The sequence below is a fragment of the Micromonospora yongxingensis genome (assembly GCF_052601155.1).
In genome coordinates this window covers 61,974-79,880 of record NZ_JBQXEO010000024.1, presented here as the reverse complement: position 1 = coordinate 79,880, position 17,907 = coordinate 61,974, and the positions used below count along the sequence as shown (strand labels likewise).

Annotated in this window: 20 protein-coding genes; 12 read left to right on the top strand and 8 right to left on the bottom strand. The window is 73.3% G+C overall.

What is annotated here, in order from left to right; all coding sequences use genetic code 11:
• Positions 1–4 precede the first annotated feature (4 nt).
• Genes ACTWLT_RS25010 through ACTWLT_RS25000 form a run of 3 tightly spaced genes read right to left on the bottom strand, consistent with a single transcriptional unit; the run spans position 5 to position 2,447 of the window.
• Positions 5–754: a YqeB family protein gene (locus ACTWLT_RS25010; RefSeq protein WP_445320454.1), complete on the bottom strand. Its 750-nt coding sequence runs from the start codon at positions 752–754 to the stop codon at positions 5–7.
• Between the two features lie 2 nt (positions 755–756).
• Positions 757–1,554, bottom strand: coding sequence for an ABC-2 transporter permease (locus tag ACTWLT_RS25005; RefSeq protein WP_374558905.1), 798 nt, complete (start codon positions 1,552–1,554; stop codon positions 757–759).
• A complete protein-coding gene (locus ACTWLT_RS25000) occupies positions 1,551–2,447 on the bottom strand; it encodes an ABC transporter ATP-binding protein (protein ID WP_445320453.1) in 897 nt (298 codons plus the stop codon). Before ACTWLT_RS25000 ends, ACTWLT_RS25005 begins: the two co-directional genes overlap by 4 nt.
• A gap of 132 nt (positions 2,448–2,579) precedes the next feature.
• Here ACTWLT_RS25000 and ACTWLT_RS24995 point away from each other — a divergent pair, with 132 nt between their 5' ends.
• The 3 genes from ACTWLT_RS24995 (at position 2,580) to ACTWLT_RS24985 (ending at position 5,158) form a co-directional block, all read left to right on the top strand.
• A complete protein-coding gene (locus ACTWLT_RS24995) occupies positions 2,580–3,833 on the top strand; it encodes a sensor histidine kinase (RefSeq protein ID WP_445320452.1) in 1,254 nt (417 codons plus the stop codon).
• On the top strand, positions 3,812–4,534 hold the full coding sequence (locus tag ACTWLT_RS24990; RefSeq protein WP_445320473.1) for a response regulator transcription factor: 723 nt from the start codon (positions 3,812–3,814) through the stop codon (positions 4,532–4,534). Before ACTWLT_RS24995 ends, ACTWLT_RS24990 begins: the two co-directional genes overlap by 22 nt.
• A gap of 129 nt (positions 4,535–4,663) precedes the next feature.
• Positions 4,664–5,158, top strand: a complete 495-nt coding sequence (locus ACTWLT_RS24985) for a hypothetical protein (protein WP_252418589.1) — start codon at positions 4,664–4,666, stop codon at positions 5,156–5,158.
• A 104-nt stretch (positions 5,159–5,262) separates the two neighbouring features.
• On the opposite strand, the gene ACTWLT_RS24980 is transcribed toward ACTWLT_RS24985, so the two are convergent.
• Positions 5,263–6,051, bottom strand: coding sequence for a D-Ala-D-Ala carboxypeptidase family metallohydrolase (locus ACTWLT_RS24980; protein WP_252418588.1), 789 nt, complete (start codon positions 6,049–6,051; stop codon positions 5,263–5,265).
• A gap of 304 nt (positions 6,052–6,355) precedes the next feature.
• Between ACTWLT_RS24980 and ACTWLT_RS24975 the strand changes: the two genes are divergently transcribed.
• Both ACTWLT_RS24975 and ACTWLT_RS24970 read left to right on the top strand, forming a co-directional pair.
• Positions 6,356–6,994: a DUF6642 family protein gene (locus ACTWLT_RS24975; RefSeq protein ID WP_252418587.1), complete on the top strand. Its 639-nt coding sequence runs from the start codon at positions 6,356–6,358 to the stop codon at positions 6,992–6,994.
• Positions 6,995–7,022: 28 nt separating this feature from the next.
• The gene (locus tag ACTWLT_RS24970) at positions 7,023–7,487 is read left to right on the top strand and encodes a PPOX class F420-dependent oxidoreductase (RefSeq protein ID WP_252418586.1); all 465 of its coding nucleotides are present in this window, start codon (positions 7,023–7,025) and stop codon (positions 7,485–7,487) included.
• 22 nt (positions 7,488–7,509) lie between these two features.
• Here the strand turns inward: ACTWLT_RS24970 and ACTWLT_RS24965 are convergent, their stop codons facing one another.
• Entirely contained in the window at positions 7,510–8,151 is a 642-nt protein-coding gene (locus ACTWLT_RS24965) for an NAD(P)-dependent oxidoreductase (protein ID WP_252418585.1), read from the bottom strand.
• Between the two features lie 53 nt (positions 8,152–8,204).
• Positions 8,205–9,437: a serine hydrolase domain-containing protein gene (locus tag ACTWLT_RS24960; protein ID WP_445320451.1), complete on the bottom strand. Its 1,233-nt coding sequence runs from the start codon at positions 9,435–9,437 to the stop codon at positions 8,205–8,207.
• 92 nt (positions 9,438–9,529) lie between these two features.
• On the opposite strand from ACTWLT_RS24960, the gene ACTWLT_RS24955 reads away from it, so the two are divergent.
• From ACTWLT_RS24955 to ACTWLT_RS24940, 4 genes are all read left to right on the top strand, one after another.
• The gene (locus tag ACTWLT_RS24955; RefSeq protein ID WP_252418583.1) at positions 9,530–10,123 is read left to right on the top strand and encodes a pentapeptide repeat-containing protein; all 594 of its coding nucleotides are present in this window, start codon (positions 9,530–9,532) and stop codon (positions 10,121–10,123) included.
• Between the two features lie 197 nt (positions 10,124–10,320).
• On the top strand, positions 10,321–11,277 hold the full coding sequence (locus ACTWLT_RS24950; protein WP_445320450.1) for a hypothetical protein: 957 nt from the start codon (positions 10,321–10,323) through the stop codon (positions 11,275–11,277).
• Positions 11,278–11,367: 90 nt separating this feature from the next.
• Complete coding sequence (locus ACTWLT_RS24945) at positions 11,368–11,805, top strand: nitroreductase family deazaflavin-dependent oxidoreductase (protein WP_445320449.1); 438 nt, start codon at positions 11,368–11,370, stop codon at positions 11,803–11,805.
• A gap of 116 nt (positions 11,806–11,921) precedes the next feature.
• The gene (locus ACTWLT_RS24940; protein WP_252418580.1) at positions 11,922–12,251 is read left to right on the top strand and encodes a hypothetical protein; all 330 of its coding nucleotides are present in this window, start codon (positions 11,922–11,924) and stop codon (positions 12,249–12,251) included.
• Between the two features lie 37 nt (positions 12,252–12,288).
• Here the strand turns inward: ACTWLT_RS24940 and dacB are convergent, their stop codons facing one another.
• Positions 12,289–13,869 carry a D-alanyl-D-alanine carboxypeptidase/D-alanyl-D-alanine endopeptidase gene (gene dacB, locus ACTWLT_RS24935; RefSeq protein ID WP_252418579.1) on the bottom strand — a complete coding sequence of 527 codons (1,581 nt, stop codon included), beginning with the start codon at positions 13,867–13,869 and terminating at the stop codon, positions 12,289–12,291.
• Positions 13,870–14,010: 141 nt separating this feature from the next.
• Here dacB and ACTWLT_RS24930 point away from each other — a divergent pair, with 141 nt between their 5' ends.
• Entirely contained in the window at positions 14,011–15,150 is a 1,140-nt protein-coding gene (locus ACTWLT_RS24930; RefSeq protein ID WP_445320448.1) for an NAD(P)-binding domain-containing protein, read from the top strand.
• A 193-nt stretch (positions 15,151–15,343) separates the two neighbouring features.
• Positions 15,344–15,625 carry an adhesin gene (locus ACTWLT_RS24925; RefSeq protein ID WP_252418577.1) on the top strand — a complete coding sequence of 94 codons (282 nt, stop codon included), beginning with the start codon at positions 15,344–15,346 and terminating at the stop codon, positions 15,623–15,625.
• A 7-nt stretch (positions 15,626–15,632) separates the two neighbouring features.
• On the opposite strand, the gene ACTWLT_RS24920 is transcribed toward ACTWLT_RS24925, so the two are convergent.
• On the bottom strand, positions 15,633–16,754 hold the full coding sequence (locus ACTWLT_RS24920; RefSeq protein WP_445320447.1) for a beta family protein: 1,122 nt from the start codon (positions 16,752–16,754) through the stop codon (positions 15,633–15,635).
• Between the two features lie 92 nt (positions 16,755–16,846).
• Between ACTWLT_RS24920 and ACTWLT_RS24915 the strand changes: the two genes are divergently transcribed.
• Positions 16,847–17,740, top strand: coding sequence for a sulfotransferase domain-containing protein (locus ACTWLT_RS24915; protein ID WP_445320446.1), 894 nt, complete (start codon positions 16,847–16,849; stop codon positions 17,738–17,740).
• Positions 17,741–17,907 lie beyond the last annotated feature (167 nt).

The following is a 17,907-nucleotide window of genomic DNA, read 5'->3' as shown; positions in this document are numbered from 1 at the left end:
GACGCTACCGCCCGTCGGGCCCCCGCTCGGCCGAAGTCGGCTCCTGCTGCCCGGGCGTGACGGCGCGCCCGTTCAGCCGCCAGTACTGCCGCTTCTCCTCGTCGCGCAGCACCACCCCGAGCCGGCCCAACTCCCGGCGCAGTTCCCGGGCGTCGTCGCGGCGATCCTTCTGGACGGCCCGCTCCCGGGCGCGCAGCAGCGCGTCCGCACCGGCGGGCAGCCCGGGCAGGTCGGGCACCCAGAGCCGGTACGACGACCGGTGCGGGTCGCCGTCCGCCCAGCCCCAGCCGTGTGTCCGGAACGCCGCCGCCAGCCGGTCGGCCGGCAGGTCCGTCGGTTCCCGGGTCAGCTCGGCGTCGTCGGCGTCGAGCAGCACCAGGTGCCCGTCGTCGACGAAGACCACCCGCGTCTCGGCCCGGCTGACGTGCCGGTCCTTGCCGGCGCGGCGCAGGCGGACCTGCGCCGCGTCGACGGTGACGATCAGCCGTTCGGCGGTGCCGATACCGGCCACCACCAGCCCGGCCAGTGCGCCCACCCCCGCCGTGCCGGCGGTGGCCTGCGGCTGGGGCAGCCGGTCCAGCAGCTCGAACAGCCCCTGCAGGGGCGCCCAGGGCAGACCGGCGACCCAGCCCGCCGCCAGCGCGAGCAGACCGCCGGCGGCGGCGCCGAGCAGTGGGAAGCCGCCCCACATGACCGCCAGCTCCACGGGGCCGCCGCTGACCACGGTGAGCGGGCGGCTGCCGGCGACGTCCATGGTCAGGACACCTCGCGGCGGAGCGTCCGGACCAGGCCGGCGGCCAGGGGGAGGACCATCCAGACCAGCAGGGACACCGCCATCCGCCCCCACTGCTCGCCGGTGACGGCGTCGCTGCTGAACAGCGGTTCCATGGTCTTGCTGGTGTCCAGCCACTCGGACGGGCCGCGCAGGGGTCGGACCATCTCGCCGAGCACTCCCCACAGGGTGGGCAGCAGCAGATAACCGACGATCGCCAGCGGCGGGTTGAGCAGCAGCAGACCGAAGGCGGCGCCCATCAGCACGCTGGTGACCTGGAGGATCACCGCGTTCACGATCAACGACGCGTCCATCCCCCACGTGCCCGCGCCGCCGGTGGCGGACGCCACCAGCGTCCCGACGGCGGCGACGGCGAGGCTGGCCAGCACCGAGGCGAGCGCGGTCAGCATCACGGCGATCAGCTTCGCCGCGACCACCCGCTCCCGGCGGGGCACCAGCGCGTACGTGGTGAGGGCAGTCCGCTGCGACCACTCGCTGGTGATCGACAGGATGCCGAGCACCGGCAGCAGCACCCCGACCGGCAGCAGCGAGGGGACGAAGAAGTTGACGAACGTCTGCTCGACGTCCTTCGCGTAGATCAACTGAAGGGTGACGATCACGGCGGCGACCAGTCCGATGGTGATCAGCAGCCAGCGGCCGGCTCGGGTGTCGACGAGCTTGCGCAACTCCACGACGGTGAGGCGGAGCATCGACGGGCGGCGTACCGGGGCGTGTTGCCGGGGCGCGACGGCGCCGGCGGTGGGTGCGGTGGCGGTGGTCATCGGACGGCCTCCTTGGTGGATTCGCCGGCGGTCAGGGTGAGGAAGAGCTGTTCCAGGCCACCGCCACCGGCGGGGCGTAGCTCGGCCAACGCGACACCGGCGTCCGCGGCGGCCTGGCCGACCGCTTCGGCGTCGGCCTGCACCAGCAGGCCCTCGGAGCTGTCGGCGGCGCTCAGGCCGGCCGCCTCCAGGGCCCGGCGCAGCGCCGCGCCGTCCCGCGCCCGGACCACCGTGCCGTCGCCGGCCAGCAACTCGTTCTTGTTGCCCTGGGCCACGATCCGGCCGCCCCCGATCACCACCAGCCGGTCCGCGACCGCCTCCACCTCGCGCAGCAGGTGGGAGGAGAGCAGCACGGTGCCGCCCCGGTCGGCGAAGTCGCGCAGCAGGCCGCGCATCCAGAAGATCCCCTCCGGATCCAGGCCGTTGGCCGGCTCGTCGAGGATCAGCACGCGAGGGTCGCCGAGCAGCGCGTGCGCCAGCCCGAGCCGCTGGCGCATGCCCAACGAGTACGCCCGCACCCGTCGCTTCGCGGCCACCGCGTTCAACCCGACCAGGTCGAGCTTCGCGGCGACCTCGCGCCGGTCCAACCCCATGGTGTACGCGGACAGCGTCAACGCCTCGCGGCCGGTGCGCCCGGCGTGCTGGGCGGAGGCGTCCAGCAGCACCCCGACCTCCCGCCCCGGGTTGGGCAGCTCCCGGTAGGCGCGCCCGGAGACGGTGGCGCGACCGGCGGTCGGGGCGGTGAGCCCGCAGATCATGCGCATGGTGGTGGACTTGCCGGCGCCGTTGGGGCCGAGGAAGCCGGTGACGGTCCCCGGCTCGCACTGGAACGACACGTCGTCCACCGCCGGGTGCGGTCCGTACCGCTTGGTGAGGTTCTCCACGGTGATCATGTCGATGAGCGTGCCCGCGCCGCCCGGCCATCCGCTGCGGCCACCGGTCGGTGCCGCACCGACCTTGGTCGACTGGCGGGTCTCGACTTTGGTAGCTGGTCGCGGCGCCCGTCGGCTGCCTAGCATGGCGTCGTGACCAGCCTCGCCGTGCCCGAACACCCCTGGCTTCTGCCCGGGGCGCTGGCCGGCGCCATCAGCCCGGACGCGGTGGCCCGGCGGCCGCGCCGCACCACCCGGGACTGGGCGGTCGACACCCTGGCCTTCCTGCTCTCCCTGCTCTGGGTGCTGTTCGTCACCGCGGACGCCCTGTCGCCCGACCCGGCGATCACGACCCCGTTGCCGCACGACTGGATGACCGGGGTCGACGCGCTGCTCGGGCTGGCCTGCTGCGGGTTGCTCTGGCTACGGCGGCGGTGGCCGCTCGGGCTGGCGCTGGCCACCGCGCCGCTCACGCTGTTCTCGATGGCCTCGGCCATCCCGCTGGTGATCCTCTACTTCACCGTGGTGGTTCACCGGCGTACCGCCGTGGCGGTGGCGGTGACCGGCCTGGGTCTGGTCACGAACATGGTCTTCAGTTGGCTACGTCCGGACCCGAACATGCCGTACTGGGCCACGGCGGCCTGGGGCGTGGTGATCAGCTTCGCCGTGCTGGCCTGGGGGATGTTCGTGCGGGCCCGCCGGCAGTTGATCGTGTCGTTGCGGGATCGGGCCGAGCGGGCCGAGGCGGAGCAGCAACTGCGCGTCGCCCAGGCCCGGCACCTCGAACGCACCCGGATCGCCCGGGAGATGCACGACGTGCTGGCCCACCGGATCTCCCTGCTCAGCCTGCACGCCGGAGCGCTGGAGTTCCGCCCGGACGCACCGCCGGACGAGGTGGCCCGCGCCGCCGGGGTGATCCGGGGCAGCGCGCACGCCGCACTGCAGGACCTGCGGGAGGTGATCGGCGTGCTCCGGGCCGACGGCGACGGCGACGCCCCCGAGCCCCCGCAGCCCACCCTCGCCGACCTGCCGGCCCTGATCGACGAGTCGCGTACGGCCGGGGTGCGGGTGAACGTCAGCGACAGCGTCGCCACGCCGGGGGAGGTGCCTGCGGCGCTGGGGCGGGCCGCGTACCGGATCGTGCAGGAGGGGCTCACCAACGCCCGCAAACACGCGGCCGGCGCGGCGGTCACCGTGGACGTGTCGGGCGGGCCGGGCACCGGCCTGACCGTGGCGATCGGCAACCGGTGGCCGGTCGGCACCCCGGCCGGGGGCGGGTTGCCGGGTGCCGGCACGGGCCTGGTCGGCATCACCGAGCGGGTCACGCTGGCCGGCGGCCGGCTGGCGTACGGCCGGGACGACGCGGGCGACTTCCGGCTCGCCGCCTGGCTGCCGTGGCCGGCGTGACCGGTCCGGCTGGTCCGGCTGGTGCCGGTCCGGCCCCGGTCCGGGTGCTGATCGTGGACGACGACGCGCTGGTCCGGGCCGGGCTCTCGATGATCCTGGGCGGCCTGCCCGACCTGACCGTGGTGGGCGAGGCGGCCGACGGCGCCGAGGTGCCCACGGCGGTCGCCGCGTACTCCCCGGATGTGGTCCTGATGGACATCCGGATGCCCCGGGTGGACGGGCTGACCGCCACGGAGGCGCTGCGCGCCCAGCCGCACCCACCGGAGGTGCTGGTCCTGACCACCTTCGACGCCGACGAGCAGGTGCTGCGGGCGTTGCGCGCCGGGGCGGCCGGCTTCCTGCTCAAGGACACCCCGCCGGCGGAGATCGTGCACGCGGTGCGCCGGGTGGCGGCCGGCGAGGCGACCCTCTCCCCGACGGTGACCCGGACGCTGATCGCCCACGTGACCGCCGCCGCCCCGGGTCCGGCCGGCCCCGATCCCCGCCGCGAGCGGGCGCTGCGGCTGCTCGCCGGGCTCAGTGAGCGGGAGCGGCAGGTGGCGGTCTCGCTGGGCAGGGGATGCACGAACGCGGAGATCGCGGGGGAGCTGTTCATGAGCGTGGCCACGGTGAAGGCGTACGTCTCGCGGCTGCTGACCCGCCTCGACCTCAACAACCGGGTCCAGGTGGCCCTGCTGGTCCACGACGCCGGCCTGGTCTGAGCCCTTCCCGGTTAGGGGCCCGATTAGGGGCAGGGGATTGAACTTTCGTCCGGTGCGGGCCGTACCAATGCCCGAGGATGTCGATGCGGCGGGTCCGCCGTGTCGCTGCCGAGCTGCGGGAGGCCTACCGTGCGAGTTGGTGAGCAGTCGACGGATCCCATCGATCAGGTGCTGGGTGAGGTGCCCATGCCGGCACCGCTGACCCCTGAGGATGTCCGGCTCGCGGTCCGGGCGGTGGTGGTGCACACCGCCGAGGAGTGGCCCACCGGGCCGTTGTGCCGCAACGACGGGGCGTCGTACCCCTGCCGCCTGCACCGCTGGGGGCGGCGGGTCCTGGAGACACACGGGCTCAACGACCGACAGATCGAGGCGCTGATCCGGCACGGCAACCCGTTCGTGCACGTGCCCTTCCCGTTCACGGCCACGGGGCCGTCGTCCGCGCGCCCCGCCGCGACCCGAACGGGAACGGCGACCGCCGGGTATCCGACCCCGGCCGGGCGTACCGGCGGGCTCCCGGCGCGGCACCAGGCCGCACGGGTCGTCCCTCCCGGGGTACGCCCCACCGCTGCTGGCCGGCCGGTGACTCCCCCCGTCACCGCGCCGCGCTGGCCCCGGGCGAGCTGAGCGGAGCTACCCCCGCCCCCCGCCCGACCCGGGGCGACACGACGTCGGCCCGACGCGGTATTTCCCCACCCGCGCCGGGCCGACGTCGTGCTGTCCGTACCGGGTCAGTCGTTGCCGGCCCCGATCCCGCAGTCCGGCGCGGACCAGCTCGTCGTGTTCGAGCTGTTGTCGCTGTTGTTCTCCCGCCGCGAGTCGACGTGCACGTGGTCGTCGTGGTCGGGGTAGCCCGGGCCGTAGATTCCGCTGAAGCCGTTGTTGCGGGCGCCGCGGGCCACCTGGCAGAGCGACGACGTCCGTGAGGTGACGTCGGCCGCGTTGCCGTACAGGTGCTGGCTGTCCGACGCGCCGTTGACCTGGTTGTTGCAGGCCCGGCTGCGGAATCCGCTCGACACGTTGAGCGGCTTGTCGCCGAGGCTCCTGCGCAGCGCCTCCAACTTCCACATGGTGCGCAGCGCGTTCTGGCGGGTCTGGGCCGCCGACAGGGGGCCGCCGGTCCATCCGCCCCGACCACACCCGTCGTCCAGCTCGTTGTAGCTGAAGTGGGCGGGCGTGCAGTCGTTGTCCTGGAGCTGGTACAGCTTGGCGTAGGTCTGCGGGCCGGCGATCCCGTCGGCGCGCAGCCCGTACGCCTGCTGGAACCGCTTGACCGCGGCGGCGGTCTTGGGTCCGTAGCGGCCGTCGTTCTCCACGATGTCGCGGTACCCGGCCCAGCCGGCGACCCGGATCTGCAACTGGCGGACGTCGTCGCCCGAGCGCCCCTGGGTCAGGGTCCGGTTCCAGGTGTAGCAGGCGTCCGCGTGTGCCGCTGGCGCGGCGACCACCGCGGCGATTGCTGCCCCGGGCAACGCCAGGGCGAATGCGACGGCAGCTCGCTTCAAGGTGTTTACGCGCACAGAAGTCCTCCCGATAGGAGAGCGAATGGGGTGGGCTTCGGGACATCGACCGGGACGTCCCGTGATTTCCACCCTCGCACTGATCAGTGCGGTTGGCGGCAATAACGAGAATTGTCCTCATGATTCGCTGTACCTGGGTCTTGGCTGTGAATTCGGCTGATTTGCGAAACAGCCATTCACCCCCGATCAACCCGAGGACGGCCAACCGCACCGAACGTCGCAATCGACCACACCCAGGGTGATGTTCCCTGCCGAACCGGGGCCGGTAACGTCAGCCCCGGGCGGCGGACTGGCGGAGGTGCACGTGGCACGCGGTGGCGTCTTCTGTGTCGAGGGTCAGTGGCACCGCGACCTCAACGAGCGGGGTTCCGTGCTGCCCACGCTGGAGTTGCTGGAGCGCCTGGGCAAGATCCGCTTTATCCACAAGGACGCGGCGACCCGCGACGAGTTGTTCTACTTCCTGGACCGCTGGCTGCTCAAGCAGTACGCCGACCACCGGGTCGGCTTCTTCGCCATGCACGGCGAACCGAGCCGGCTCTGCCTCACCGACTGGCAGTCGGTGGAGTTGAACGAGGTGGCCGAGCTGATGGCCGGCCGGTGCGAGGGGCGCCGACTCTATTTCGGCAGCTGTTCGGTGCTGCGCGCCTCGGACGCGGTGCTGCGCGAGTTCCTGGAGGTCACCGGAGCCGCTCTGATCTGCGGTTTCACCCGGGAAGTCGACTGGGTCGAATCGGCGGCCTTCGAAACCGTCCTGCTCGACGTGCTGGCCAACGGCCAGCGACACAATGCCGCCGAGCTGCGGATGGGCTCGGCGCACTGGGCGCCGCTCGCCTCGTACCTCGGCTTCCGGGTGATCTACGCCAACGGCCGGGCCTGGCGCCCGACCGGCCGGCCCCGGGTGCCCGCCCAGGCGGTGCACCGCGCCGCCACCCGGCCCAGCTGACCCACCGCCACCCTGGTAGGAAAGAGTGATGGCGCGCAGCATCGCGAAGAACACCCGGGTCGACCGGGACTCCCTGCTCGACTTCCTCCGGCCGCGACACCGCGTCGTGCTGATGACCACCCGGGCCGACGGTCGCCCGCAGTCCTCCCCGGTCTCCGCCGGCATCGACGGCGAGGGTCGGCTGGTCGTCTCCACCTACCCCGAGCGGGCCAAGGTCACCAACATCCGCCGCGACCCCCGGGTGTCGGCCTGCGTGCTCTCCGACGACTGGAACGGGCCCTGGGTACAGCTCGACGGCACCGCCGAGGTGCTGGACCTGCCCGAGGCGCTGGAGCCGCTGGTGGAGTACTTCCGCAGCATCTCCGGCGAGCACCCCGACTGGGACGACTACCGTGCGGCCATGGTGCGCCAGGGCAAGTCGCTGATCCGGGTCACCATCGACGCGTGGGGTCCGATCGCCACCGGTGGCTTCCCGGCCCGGCTCGCCGACTGACCGCGACCGGCCGGCCCCCGGGTCAGTACGCGGCGGTGAAGCGCGCGTTCTGGTGCCGGGGCTGCTCGATCTCGTCGACGATCGCCACCGCAAGGTCCTCGTAGGTCAGCACCGAGCGGCCCTGCTCATCGGTGACCGGCTGGTCGGTGCCGGTGCGGTAGTGCCCGGTGCGCTCGCCGGGATGGAACTCCAGCGGCGGCGGCGAGACGTAGGTCCAGCTCACCCCGTCGGCCGAGGTGCGGTAGTAGTCCAGGGCGTCGGCCTGCCCCAGCGCGGAGTCCCGGTACTCCGCCGGGAAGTCCGGCTCGTCCAGGATGCGGGTGCCGCGCGGGGTGAGCAGGGTCGACCCGCCACCCAGATGGATGATCCGTGGGGCGGCCGGCATCCCCCGCAGCGTCGTCACCAGGGTCTCCGCCGCGTTCCGCCACAGCTCGCGTTCGCCGCCGCCGATCGCCACCACCAGCGCGTCCGCGTCCGGCGCCACGTCCCGCACGCTCCGCTCGCTGGTGGCGTCCCCGGTCACCACCCGGACCCCGGCCGGCAGGTAGGAGGTGGCCTCCGGGCGGCGGACCGCGGCGATCACCCGGTGCCCCCGGTCGACCGCCTCGGCGGCGACCCGCGACCCGGCGGTGCCGCCCGCGCCAAACACGACAATGGTGCTCACCAGCCCAGGCTAGGGACCGGGCGCGTCGCCCGTCGGTGGAACGGCGATCCCCGTCAGGCGACCAGGGCGGAGTAGACCAACTGGCGCAGCTGGGAGCGCAGCGGGTACGTGCTCGACGGCATCAGCTGGGTGAAGAGGAGCGCGGTGATCTCCTCGGCCGGGTCCACCCAGAACGCGGTGCTTGCCACGCCACCCCAGTAGTACTCGCCGACGCTGCTCGGCACCCGGCTCGGGATCGGGTCGTCGACCACCGCGAAGCCGAGGCCGAAGCCGATCCCGTCGAGGGTGGTCTCGGCGAAGCCGCCGGTGGACAGGGTGCCCAGGTCCTGGCCTTCGGGCAGGTGGTTGCGGGTCATGAAACGCACCGTGCGCGGCCCGAGCAGGCGCGCGCCGTCCAGCTCGCCGCCGCGCAGCAGCATCTGGGTGAAGCGGTGGTAGTCGGCCGCGCTGGAGATCAGGCCACCGCCGCCGGAGAGCAGCACCGGCTTGTTGTACGCGAGCGAGCCGAGCCTGTCGTAGCGGACCGCCTGGCCGCTGCGCGGGTCCGGTACGTAGAGCGCGGCCAGTCGCTCGGCCTCGTCACCCTCGACCCACCACCGCGTGTCGGTCATGCCCAGCGGGCCGAAGATCCGGTCGGCGAAGAACGCGTCGAGGCTCTGCCCGGAGACCACCTCGACCAGCCGGCCGAGCACGTCGGTGGCGACGGAGTAGCCCCAGGCGGTGCCGGGCTGGAACAGCAGCGGCAGTTCACCGAAGGCGGTGCAGGCCCCGGCCAGGTCGACATCGGCCGGCGGGTACAGGTCGTAGCCGGCGGCCCGGTAGAGCCCGTCGACCACCGAGGTCTGCATGAAGCCGTACGTCAGGCCGGCGGTGTGGGTGAGCAGGTGCCACACCCGGATGGGCTCGATCGCCGGCACCGTGTACGGCTTGAGCGTCGACCCCTTCGAGTAGACCCGCAGGTCGGCGAACTCGGGCAGCCAGCGGCTGATCTCGTCGGTCAGCTCGAACCGGCCCTCCTCCCACAGCATCATCGCCGCGACCGAGGTGACCGGCTTGGTCATCGAGTAGATCCGCCAGAGCGTGTCGGTCTCGACGGGGGCGCCCGCCTCCCGGTCCCGCAGCCCGTACGTCGAGGAGTGCGCCACCTCGCCGCGGCGGGTGACCACCACCTGCCAGCCTGCGAGCCGGCCGTCGTCGACGTACCTGCCGAAGTGTTCGTCGATCCGCGCCAGCCGCGCCGGGTCGAAGCCGATCTGGTCGGGGTCCTTGCTCCGCGCCACACTCACGTCGCCGAAACTACTAGTCGGTACGCCGGTATCGGAAGGGGTGTCCCGGGCCGGCCGGTCCGGCTGTCGGTGGCCGACACTAACCTGGCCGGATGCCGGAGCTGACCGAGGACGTGACCTTCCGCCACGAGGACTGGTACGGCGAGGAGCTGGTCGACCGGCACTTCGTGGGCTGCGAGTTCTTCCACGTGGACCTGACCGAGGCGGTGAGCCGCGGCGCGGTCTTCACCGGCTGCACGTTCGGCAACGTGCTGTTCAACGCATCCCGGCACGTCGACTCCGCCTTCACCCGCTGCGTCTTCAAGCGGTGCAACTTCTTCGAGGCCGAGTTCACCGGCTGCAAGATGGTGGGCAGCACCTTCAGCCAGTGCGACCTGCGTCCGCTGACGGTGGCCGGCGGTGACTGGTCGTTCGTGGCGCTGCCCGGCGCCGACCTGCGCGGTGTCCGGCTGACCGACGTGCGGATGCGCGAGGTCGACCTGACCGGGGCCAACCTCACCGACGCCACGGTGACGGGCGTCGACCTGTCCGGGGCGCAGCTGCACAGCTCCCGGCTGGGCGGCGCCGACCTGCGGGGCAGCGACCTGACCGCGCTCGACCCGACGGTCGTCGAGCGGGCCGACGCCATCGTCGACGCCGAGCAGGCCGTGGTCATCGCGCAGGCGCTGGGCTTCCGGATCGGTTGACGCGAGAGGCGTCGCGGTCGAGGTCAAACCCGTCCGACCGTGTCCGGTCGTCCCATATCGTCCGGTAGCGGACTGGACACGCCTACCCGTCCGGATCTAGCGTGTCGACCACGCTCGCGCATACGTGAGACGGCCCACAGTGGACGGTGCGATCCGCGGCGGTCGATGGCGGCCGGGCGGTGGAGTTGGAGGGGTCGGTGGCGGACGAAGACCGCACGCGGGCGGATTCGCGGTCGGGGGACAGGTCGTCCGACCTGCCGACGCACAGGGCAGCCGCCGACATCACGGGGCAGACGCGCAGCACACTTCGCCGGCTCGCCCGCGCCCGGCGGCGTCGGCGCTGGGTGGTCGAGGGCGTCGTCGTGCTCGCCTGCCTGGTGGCCCTGGTCTCGTACCTCGGCACGCGATCCGAGCCGGAGACCCCCGACGACCAGGCGACTCGCCCGGGTGGCGTTCCCGCCGGGGTCACCCGCCCCACCGCCTTCCCCAACGCGGAGGGCCGCGCCAGCGAGACCGGGCCGGCGTCACCCGGCCTGCGTCCCCGGCAGCGTCCGCCCTCGCCCGACCCGACGCCCTCGGTCAGCGCCTCGGTCCCCCCGCCGGCGGCGGGGCCGGCGCTGTCGGTGAGCCAGGCGGAGGTGCCCGCCGAGGTCAACCTCACCGCCGTCGGCACCCGCGACTGGATGCACTGGGGGCTGCGCGGCGGCAGCTCGACGGCCCGCAAGCGCGGCGGCTCCGGGGAGATCATCGACGGGGACGGCCCCGGCAGGCGGGTCGCCTGGGACGGCAACCAGGAGACCGTCAGATGGTCCGACGGGACGCCGGAACGGTCGGCGAGCGGCAGCCCGAACGGCGTCTACACCTGTGGCGCCGGCAACGGGTTCAGCCTCGCCGTCGCCGGCAGCGGCGAGCCGCGCACCGTCCAGCTCTACGCCGGGACCTGGATGGCCCGTGGCCGGCTGGAGGCGCGACTGTCCACCGGGGGTCCGACCAGCACGATGCGGCTGGAGGACCCGTACACCAGCCGGAGCGCGGTGTTCACGATCCGGTTCCGGCTGCCGAAGGGTGCCCGGCTGGTGCTGACCTGGACCGTCGAGAAGGTCTTCACGGAGCACTGCGGCAACGTCGGCCTGCAGGCTGTGGCGGTGCGCTGACCGCCCGCCGTCACCGTGCTGTTCGACCTGCCGGTGGCTCGTGGCGGCAGTAGCCTGGGCGCGAGTGCCATCGATCGGTGAGGAGCGCCCATGACGGCCGGTGAACAGGTGGTGGACAGCCCCCAGGGCTGGGTCGCCGAGCACATCCAGCGGTACGTCGAGACCGACGGCGCCGAGGGGCACGAGTGGCGGCCCGGCGTCTACACACTGCTGCTGACCACCCGGGGCCGGCAGAGCGGCAAGCTGCGGCGCACCGCGCTGATCTACGGTCGGGACGGTGACGACTACCTGGTCGTCGCGTCGCAGGGCGGTGCGCCGAAGCACCCCGCCTGGTTCCTCAACCTGCTGGCGGAGCCGCGGGTCGAGGTGCAGGTCGCCGGGGACACCTTCACGGCGCGGGCACGCACCGCGACCCCCGAGGAGAAGCCGCGGATGTGGTCCACGATGACCGCCATCTGGCCGGCGTACGACGACTACCAGACCAAGACCGACCGGGAGATTCCGGTGGTGGTGCTGGAGCGGCTCTGACCTGCGCCCACCTCGGTGCGGTCACCCCAGCGGGACAGTTTGTCCGTCGCACACGGTCGGGAGGGACGTAACTTTCTGCTGTCCCCGTCCGACCATCCAGTGTGGAGGCAGCGCAGATGAGCACCAGTACCGCCCACCGCGTCCGTCCCGTCGCCTCGTCCGGCGCCGGTGAAGCGTCCGGGGAGGTGCTCCGCGACATCCCCCTGCCGCCGTACGTGACGGGTGAGGATGCCCAGTTCGCGGTGCGGGCGGTGGTGGTGCACGCGCCCCGGCGGTGGTCCGGCGGGGTGGTCTGCCGCAACGACGCCAGCCCGCACCCGTGCCGGCTGCACCGCTGGGGCACCCGGGTGCTGGCTCTGCGCGGCCTGCGGGCCGCCGAGATCGCCGCGCTCATCGAGCGCGGTGACCCGACGGCGGTGGTCCCCCCACCCGACCGTCCGGCCTGACGAGCAGCCGGGGGCGCGCCGCGCCCCCGGCTGCCGGTCAGCAGGTGATCGGCTTGACCCAGGAGCACTCCACACCCTCGGGGGTCCGTGGCGTCTCCGGCACCGTCGGTGCTGCCACCCGCGCCGCGGTCGTGCTCTCGCGGTACCCGGCCAGCGCCACGGCGATCTGGTCCTCCAGCGGCTTGACCGACGCCGTCAGATAGTTGTTCAACAGGATGGAGAACGCCAGCAGGCGGCCGTCGGCACTGGTGACGTAGCCGGACAGGCCGGAGACCCCGGTCAGGCTGCCGGTCTTGGCGTGCACGTTGCCGGCGGCCGGAGTGCCGGCCATCCGGCTGCGCAGGGTGCCGCCGACGAAACGCTCGGGTTGCCCGGCGATCGGCAACGCCGCGTACCAGGTGGTGAACCAGGGTTCGGCCCGGACGGTGGCCAGCAGGTCGACGAACTCCGTGGCCGGCACCAGATTGCGCCGGGACAACCCGGACCCGTCGCGCTGGCGGAGCTTTCCGGTGTCCATCCCGGTGTCGGCGACGTACTCGCTGATCGCCGTGAGGCCCGCCGACCAGGTGCCGGAACCGGAGAGCACCCGGCCGATCTCCTTGGTCAACACCTCGGCGTGCCCGTTGTTGGAGAGCTTGAGGAACGGCGTCATCAGCTCACCCAGGCTCATCGAGTCGTGCCGGGCCACCGGGTGTGCCGTCTCGGGGGTGGGCTGGCCGAGCACGGTCCGGCCGAGCACCCGGACGCCGTGCCGGTGCAGCGCCGCCCGGAACACCTCGGCCGCGTAGCCGGTGGGCTCCCAGACGGTCACCCAGTCGCTGGCCGGCGCGTCGCCGACCGCGATCTGCCCGCTCACCACGATGGTGTTGCCGCCGTGTTCGCGCTCGATCGAGATCGAGGTCTCGCCCTCGGTGACCGTCTCGGCGCGGTTGTCGATCCGGACGTACCCCGTGCGCGGGGTGGTGGTGACCACGGGCGGGGCGCCGGCCTTGTCGGCGGGGGCGGCGTGCACGATCACGGTGCCCGCGTCGTAGTCGGTGTCCGGCGCGACCGTCAGCGCGGAGACCTGCGCGGCGTAGTAGTAGGGCTCGTCGTCCCAGGTCCAGTCGGGGCCGAGCCGGGTGCGGTCGTATCGGGTGTCGTCGGCGATCAGGTTGCCGGTCACCACCCGGACGCCGTCGGCGGCGACCTGCGCGGCGAGCGCGTCGTAGTCGGCCGCGAGCATCGTCGGGTCGCCTCCACCGCGCAGGTAGAGGTTGCCGGAGAGCAACCCGGCGCGACGCTTGCCGGTGGTGCGTACGTCGGTGGTGAGGCGGTGCCCCGGGCCGAGCAGCTCCAGTGCGGCGGTCGAGGTCAGCAGTTTGGTGTTGGACGCCGGGATCAGCCGGCGGTCGCCGTTGCGGTCGTAGAGGGTCTGTCCGGTGCTGGTGTCGACGACCACCACCGACGCCTGCGCGCCGGCCAGGCGCGGGTCGGCGAGGATCGTGTCGATGGTGGCGTTCAGTCGGGTCGTCGCGGGGGTGGGCGACTCGGCGGTGGCGCCGGGCGCGCCGGCGGTGGCCGCGGTGGCGACCAGCGCGAGCAGCGCGAGGGCCCGGGGAAAGAGACGACGATGCATGCGCTGATGCTGCCACGAAGATAATCGCCGGTGAAGAGCTTCAAGCGAAGGTTATTGCCACTCGTGTTCCGCCCCGGCAGGCTCGACGGACGTCCGCCGTCCGCCTGGTGGTGGACAATTCGGGCAGGTGGGTCCGAAAGAGTGACCTGTGACCGGCGCGACGGCCTGTCCGGGCAGAGCGGCGGCGTCGGTGATGTTGCACCCCACGTGGACACCCACTCCGCCGATGTCGTGGTCATCGGAGCCGGCCAGGCCGGGCTGAGCGCCGGCTACCACCTGCGTCGCACCGGCTTCGCCCCCGGCGGCGGCTTCGTCATCCTCGACGGCGACGACGGCCCCGGCGGAGCCTGGCAGCACCGCTGGCCGACACTGCTGCTCGACCGGGTCCACGGCTTCCACGACCTGCCCGGGCTGCCCTTCCCGCCGGCCGACCCGCGGCAGCCGGCCGCCCCGCAGGTCAGCGCCTACTTCGCCGCGTACGAGCAGGCGTTCGACCTGCCGGTCCGGCGCCCGGTGCGGGTGCGCTCGGTGCACTCCCTCCCGGACGGCCGGCTGGACGTGCGCACCGACGGCGACCGGTGGACCGCTCGGGCCCTCATCAACGCGACCGGCACGTGGACGCGGCCGTTCTGGCCGCACTACCCGGGCCGGTCGTCCTTCCGGGGTAAGCAGCTGCACACCGCCGACTACCGGGGGCCGGCGGAGTTCGCCGGCCGCCGGGTCGTGGTGGTCGGTGGCGGCACCTCGGCCGTGCAGCTGCTCGGCGAGGTCTCCACCGTCGCGGCGACCACCACCTGGGTGACCCGCCGGCCGCCCCACTTCCGTGACGAGGAGTTCGGCACCGAGCTGGGCCGGGCCGCCGTGGCCCGCGTGGACGCGGCGGTCCGCGCCGGGCGCCCGCCGGGCAGCGTCGTCGGCGTGACCGGTCTGCCGGTCACCCCGGAGGTACGCCGGCTGCGCGAGCGCGGCGTCCTCGACCGGCTACCCGTCTTCGACCGGATCACGCCCGACGGGGTGGTCTGGGCGGACGGGCGGTTCGTGCCGGCGGACGTGATCCTCTGGTGCACCGGTTTCCGGGCCGCGCTCGACCATCTCGCCCCGCTGGGGCTGCGCGGACCGGGTGGCGGTATCACGATGGACGGCACCCGGGTGGTCGCCGACGAGCGGATTCACCTGGTCGGGTACGGCCCTTCCGCGAGCACGATCGGAGCCAACCGGGCCGGCCGCGCGGCGGTCAACGAGATTCGCGCGTTGCTCGCTCCCGTCCCCGTTCTCGACTGATCCGGCTCTATTTGACGGATCGCCCGGCAGCGGGCACCGTAGGCAGTGACGGGGCCCGTCAGCTGCCCCGATGCGCGACGGCGACGACCGTTCGCCTCACCTGTCGCCTCCCACGTGTGCTCGTACGCGGACCGACTGTCCGGTCTGCGCGGTAAACCGACCGCGAGCCGAGAATCCACGAGGAGTTCCGCCAATGCTCACCATGACCGACAATGCCGTGCTCGTCATTCGTGACCTCGCCAACCAGCAGGACGTGGCCGAGGACGGTGGGGTGCGGATCGCCGCCGACGCCGAGGCCGGGTCGCTCACCGTGGAACTGGTGCCCGAGCCGGAGCAGGGCGACCGTGTGGTCGACAACCAGGGTGCCCGGATCTTCCTCGACGAGGACGCCGCGGAGCTGCTCGGCGACGCCTCGGTGGACGCGACCGTCGACGACGAGGGCATCATCCAGTTCGGCTTCACCGAGAAGCAGTAGGCCCGGCTCAACCGGCCCGGCGGGTCTCGCCGCCGCGCGGCTGCCGCAGCGACCGCCCTCGCTGCGGCCGGTCCGGCGTGGGTCGCCACCCTCCGGCGCTGTCGTTGCCCCGGTGCGCGCTGTCGTTGCCGGGGCGCAGCAGGGCGGTCAGCACGTGGGCCAGGTGGTGCGAGGTGCTCCACGCCGCCCAGTTGGCGGCCGATCCGGCGCCGGCGCCCCGCCGGGCCCGGCGCAGCAACTCGTGGTCACCCCAGGAGAAGGCCGCGCCGGCGCTCGGCCAGTGCGGCGCGGACACGAGCGTGCGGCACAGGTCGGCGAACCGGTCGTCGCCCCGCCCGCCCCGCCGCGACCAGCGGTAGACCCACCAGTCGCCGTCGGCGGTGTACCGCACGGTGGGCAGCCGGTCCCCGGGGTCACCCGAGCCGGGCACGGCCGGGCCGACGCCGTAGTCGCCGTAGTCGACCCCGACGTCGCCGAGCCGCTGCCAGAGCTGCCAGTCCCAGCGGTCCAGCCGGACCGGCTCGTCGGTGGGCAGCCGGGACAGCGTCGGCGGCATCCCGCCCGCCGCCACGGTCACCGACCGCCACGCGTGCCGGCGGGCCCAGTCGAGCAGCCGGCGTACCCGGGGCTCGGCCTGCCGGACATCGGCCGGGCAGCACACGTCCCCCGCGTCCACCAGCAGGTCGCACTCCTCGGGCGCCAGCCCGGTGAGCCGCCAGATCCGTTCGACGGCGGTGGTGCCCGCTGCCGGCCCGGTCCGGTCCTGGCCGGCGCGCAGCCGGATCAGCGCCCGTCGGGCGTACGCCCGCGCCGCCGCGCCGTGCGCGACCAGCCGCCGGTCGCTCTCCGCGAGCCCGACGACCGGCACCAGCGGTACGCCCCAGGCCGCGAGTTCCGTGTCGGGGGTGTCCGGAAGGCCGGTGACGTCGACGTACGGCAGAAGACCGGCCGGCAACCGGCGGAGAATGTCCATCGTGGAGCGGTCGACCGCACCGACCTCCAGGATCGGGGCGAGCAACGGAGCGGCCGCGGGGTCGAGGTGGCTCAACGCTTCCAACTCGCCGCGCCGGCTGGCGAGGATGGGGCGGTAGACCGGTTCCGCCGCCCGGCCCCCGTGCGCGGGCACCATGCGTCAAATCTAGCCAGGCATGCGCATGTGTCACAGGCCGTGCAGTCGTGAATCGGCTGGTCGGCTGTCGGCTCGACGACTACGCTCGCCCGATGCTCGCGCCGACCCACCGTTACCGATCCGACGACGAGGACAGCGCACGCTGGACCGGTTTCCCGTTCCGGGCCGGCGACATCGTGATCAGCACCCGGTCCAAGAGCGGCACCACCTGGATGCAGATGATCTGCGCCCTGCTGGTGCTGGGCACCCCGGAGCTTCCGGCGCCGCTGACCGAGCTGTCGCCCTGGCTGGACTGGCTGGTCGAGCCGAAGGACGAGGTGTACCACCGGTTGGCCGCACAGCCGCACCGCCGGTTCGTCAAGACGCACACCCCGCTCGACGGCGTACCGCTCGACCCTCGAGTGCACTACGTGGTGGTGGCCCGGCATCCGCTGGACATGGCGGTCTCCCTCTACCACCAGGCCGGCAACCTCGACCGGGTGCGGCTCGCGGAGCTGACCGGTCAACCCGCGCCGGCCGGGCCGCCGCGCACACGGACGCCGGTGCGGGAGTGGTTGCCGAGCTGGGTCGACCGGGCGGCGGACCCGCGTACCGAGCTGGACTCGCTGCCCGGGGTGCTGTGGCACCTGAGCGACGCCTGGGCCCGCCGGCACGAGCCGAACGTCGAGCTGGTGCACTACGACGACCTGCGGGCCGACCTGGGCGGCCAGATGCGCCGGCTCGCCGACCGCTGGGGCCTCACGATCCCCGCCGAGCGCTGGCCGGAGCTGGTCGAGGCGGCCACCTTCGGCCGGATGCGGGAGCGTGCCGACCAGCTCGCCCCGGACACGCTCGGCGTGCTGCGGGACCGCCGGGCCTTCTTCCGCAACGGTGGCTCCGGGCAGGGGCGGGACCTGCTGGACCCGGACGGGCAGGCGCGCTACCGGGCGCGAGCGGCGGCGCTCGCGCCCCCGGACCTGCTGGCCTGGCTGCACCGCGACGGCTGACCGCACGGCACCGCCGAGACACCGGTTGACGCGTGGACGAGCGCACGGCGCCGCTTCGACCGTGGTCGGAACGTCGCCGCGCTCTGGCCGTCTCCCACCACCGCAGCCGTTCGGCGGTACGACAGCGGGGACCTGGCTCGACCGGCCGTCTGCACCGGTCAGCGTTG

What these genes read in the sequence shown, in the direction of transcription:
- ACTWLT_RS25010 (WP_445320454.1), bottom strand. Translation starts at nt 754, where the DNA reads ATGGACGTCGCCGGCAGCCGCCCGCTCACCGTGGTCAGCGGCGGCCCC.
- ACTWLT_RS25005 (WP_374558905.1), bottom strand. Translation starts at nt 1,554, where the DNA reads ATGACCACCGCCACCGCACCCACCGCCGGCGCCGTCGCGCCCCGGCAA.
- ACTWLT_RS25000 (WP_445320453.1), bottom strand. Translation starts at nt 2,447, where the DNA reads ATGATCACCGTGGAGAACCTCACCAAGCGGTACGGACCGCACCCGGCG.
- ACTWLT_RS24970 (WP_252418586.1), top strand. Translation starts at nt 7,023, where the DNA reads ATGGCGCGCAGCATCGCGAAGAACACCCGGGTCGACCGGGACTCCCTG.
- ACTWLT_RS24955 (WP_252418583.1), top strand. Translation starts at nt 9,530, where the DNA reads ATGCCGGAGCTGACCGAGGACGTGACCTTCCGCCACGAGGACTGGTAC.
- ACTWLT_RS24945 (WP_445320449.1), top strand. Translation starts at nt 11,368, where the DNA reads ATGACGGCCGGTGAACAGGTGGTGGACAGCCCCCAGGGCTGGGTCGCC.
- ACTWLT_RS24940 (WP_252418580.1), top strand. Translation starts at nt 11,922, where the DNA reads ATGAGCACCAGTACCGCCCACCGCGTCCGTCCCGTCGCCTCGTCCGGC.
- dacB (WP_252418579.1), bottom strand. Translation starts at nt 13,869, where the DNA reads ATGCATCGTCGTCTCTTTCCCCGGGCCCTCGCGCTGCTCGCGCTGGTC.
- ACTWLT_RS24925 (WP_252418577.1), top strand. Translation starts at nt 15,344, where the DNA reads ATGCTCACCATGACCGACAATGCCGTGCTCGTCATTCGTGACCTCGCC.
- ACTWLT_RS24920 (WP_445320447.1), bottom strand. Translation starts at nt 16,754, where the DNA reads ATGGTGCCCGCGCACGGGGGCCGGGCGGCGGAACCGGTCTACCGCCCC.
- ACTWLT_RS24915 (WP_445320446.1), top strand. Translation starts at nt 16,847, where the DNA reads ATGCTCGCGCCGACCCACCGTTACCGATCCGACGACGAGGACAGCGCA.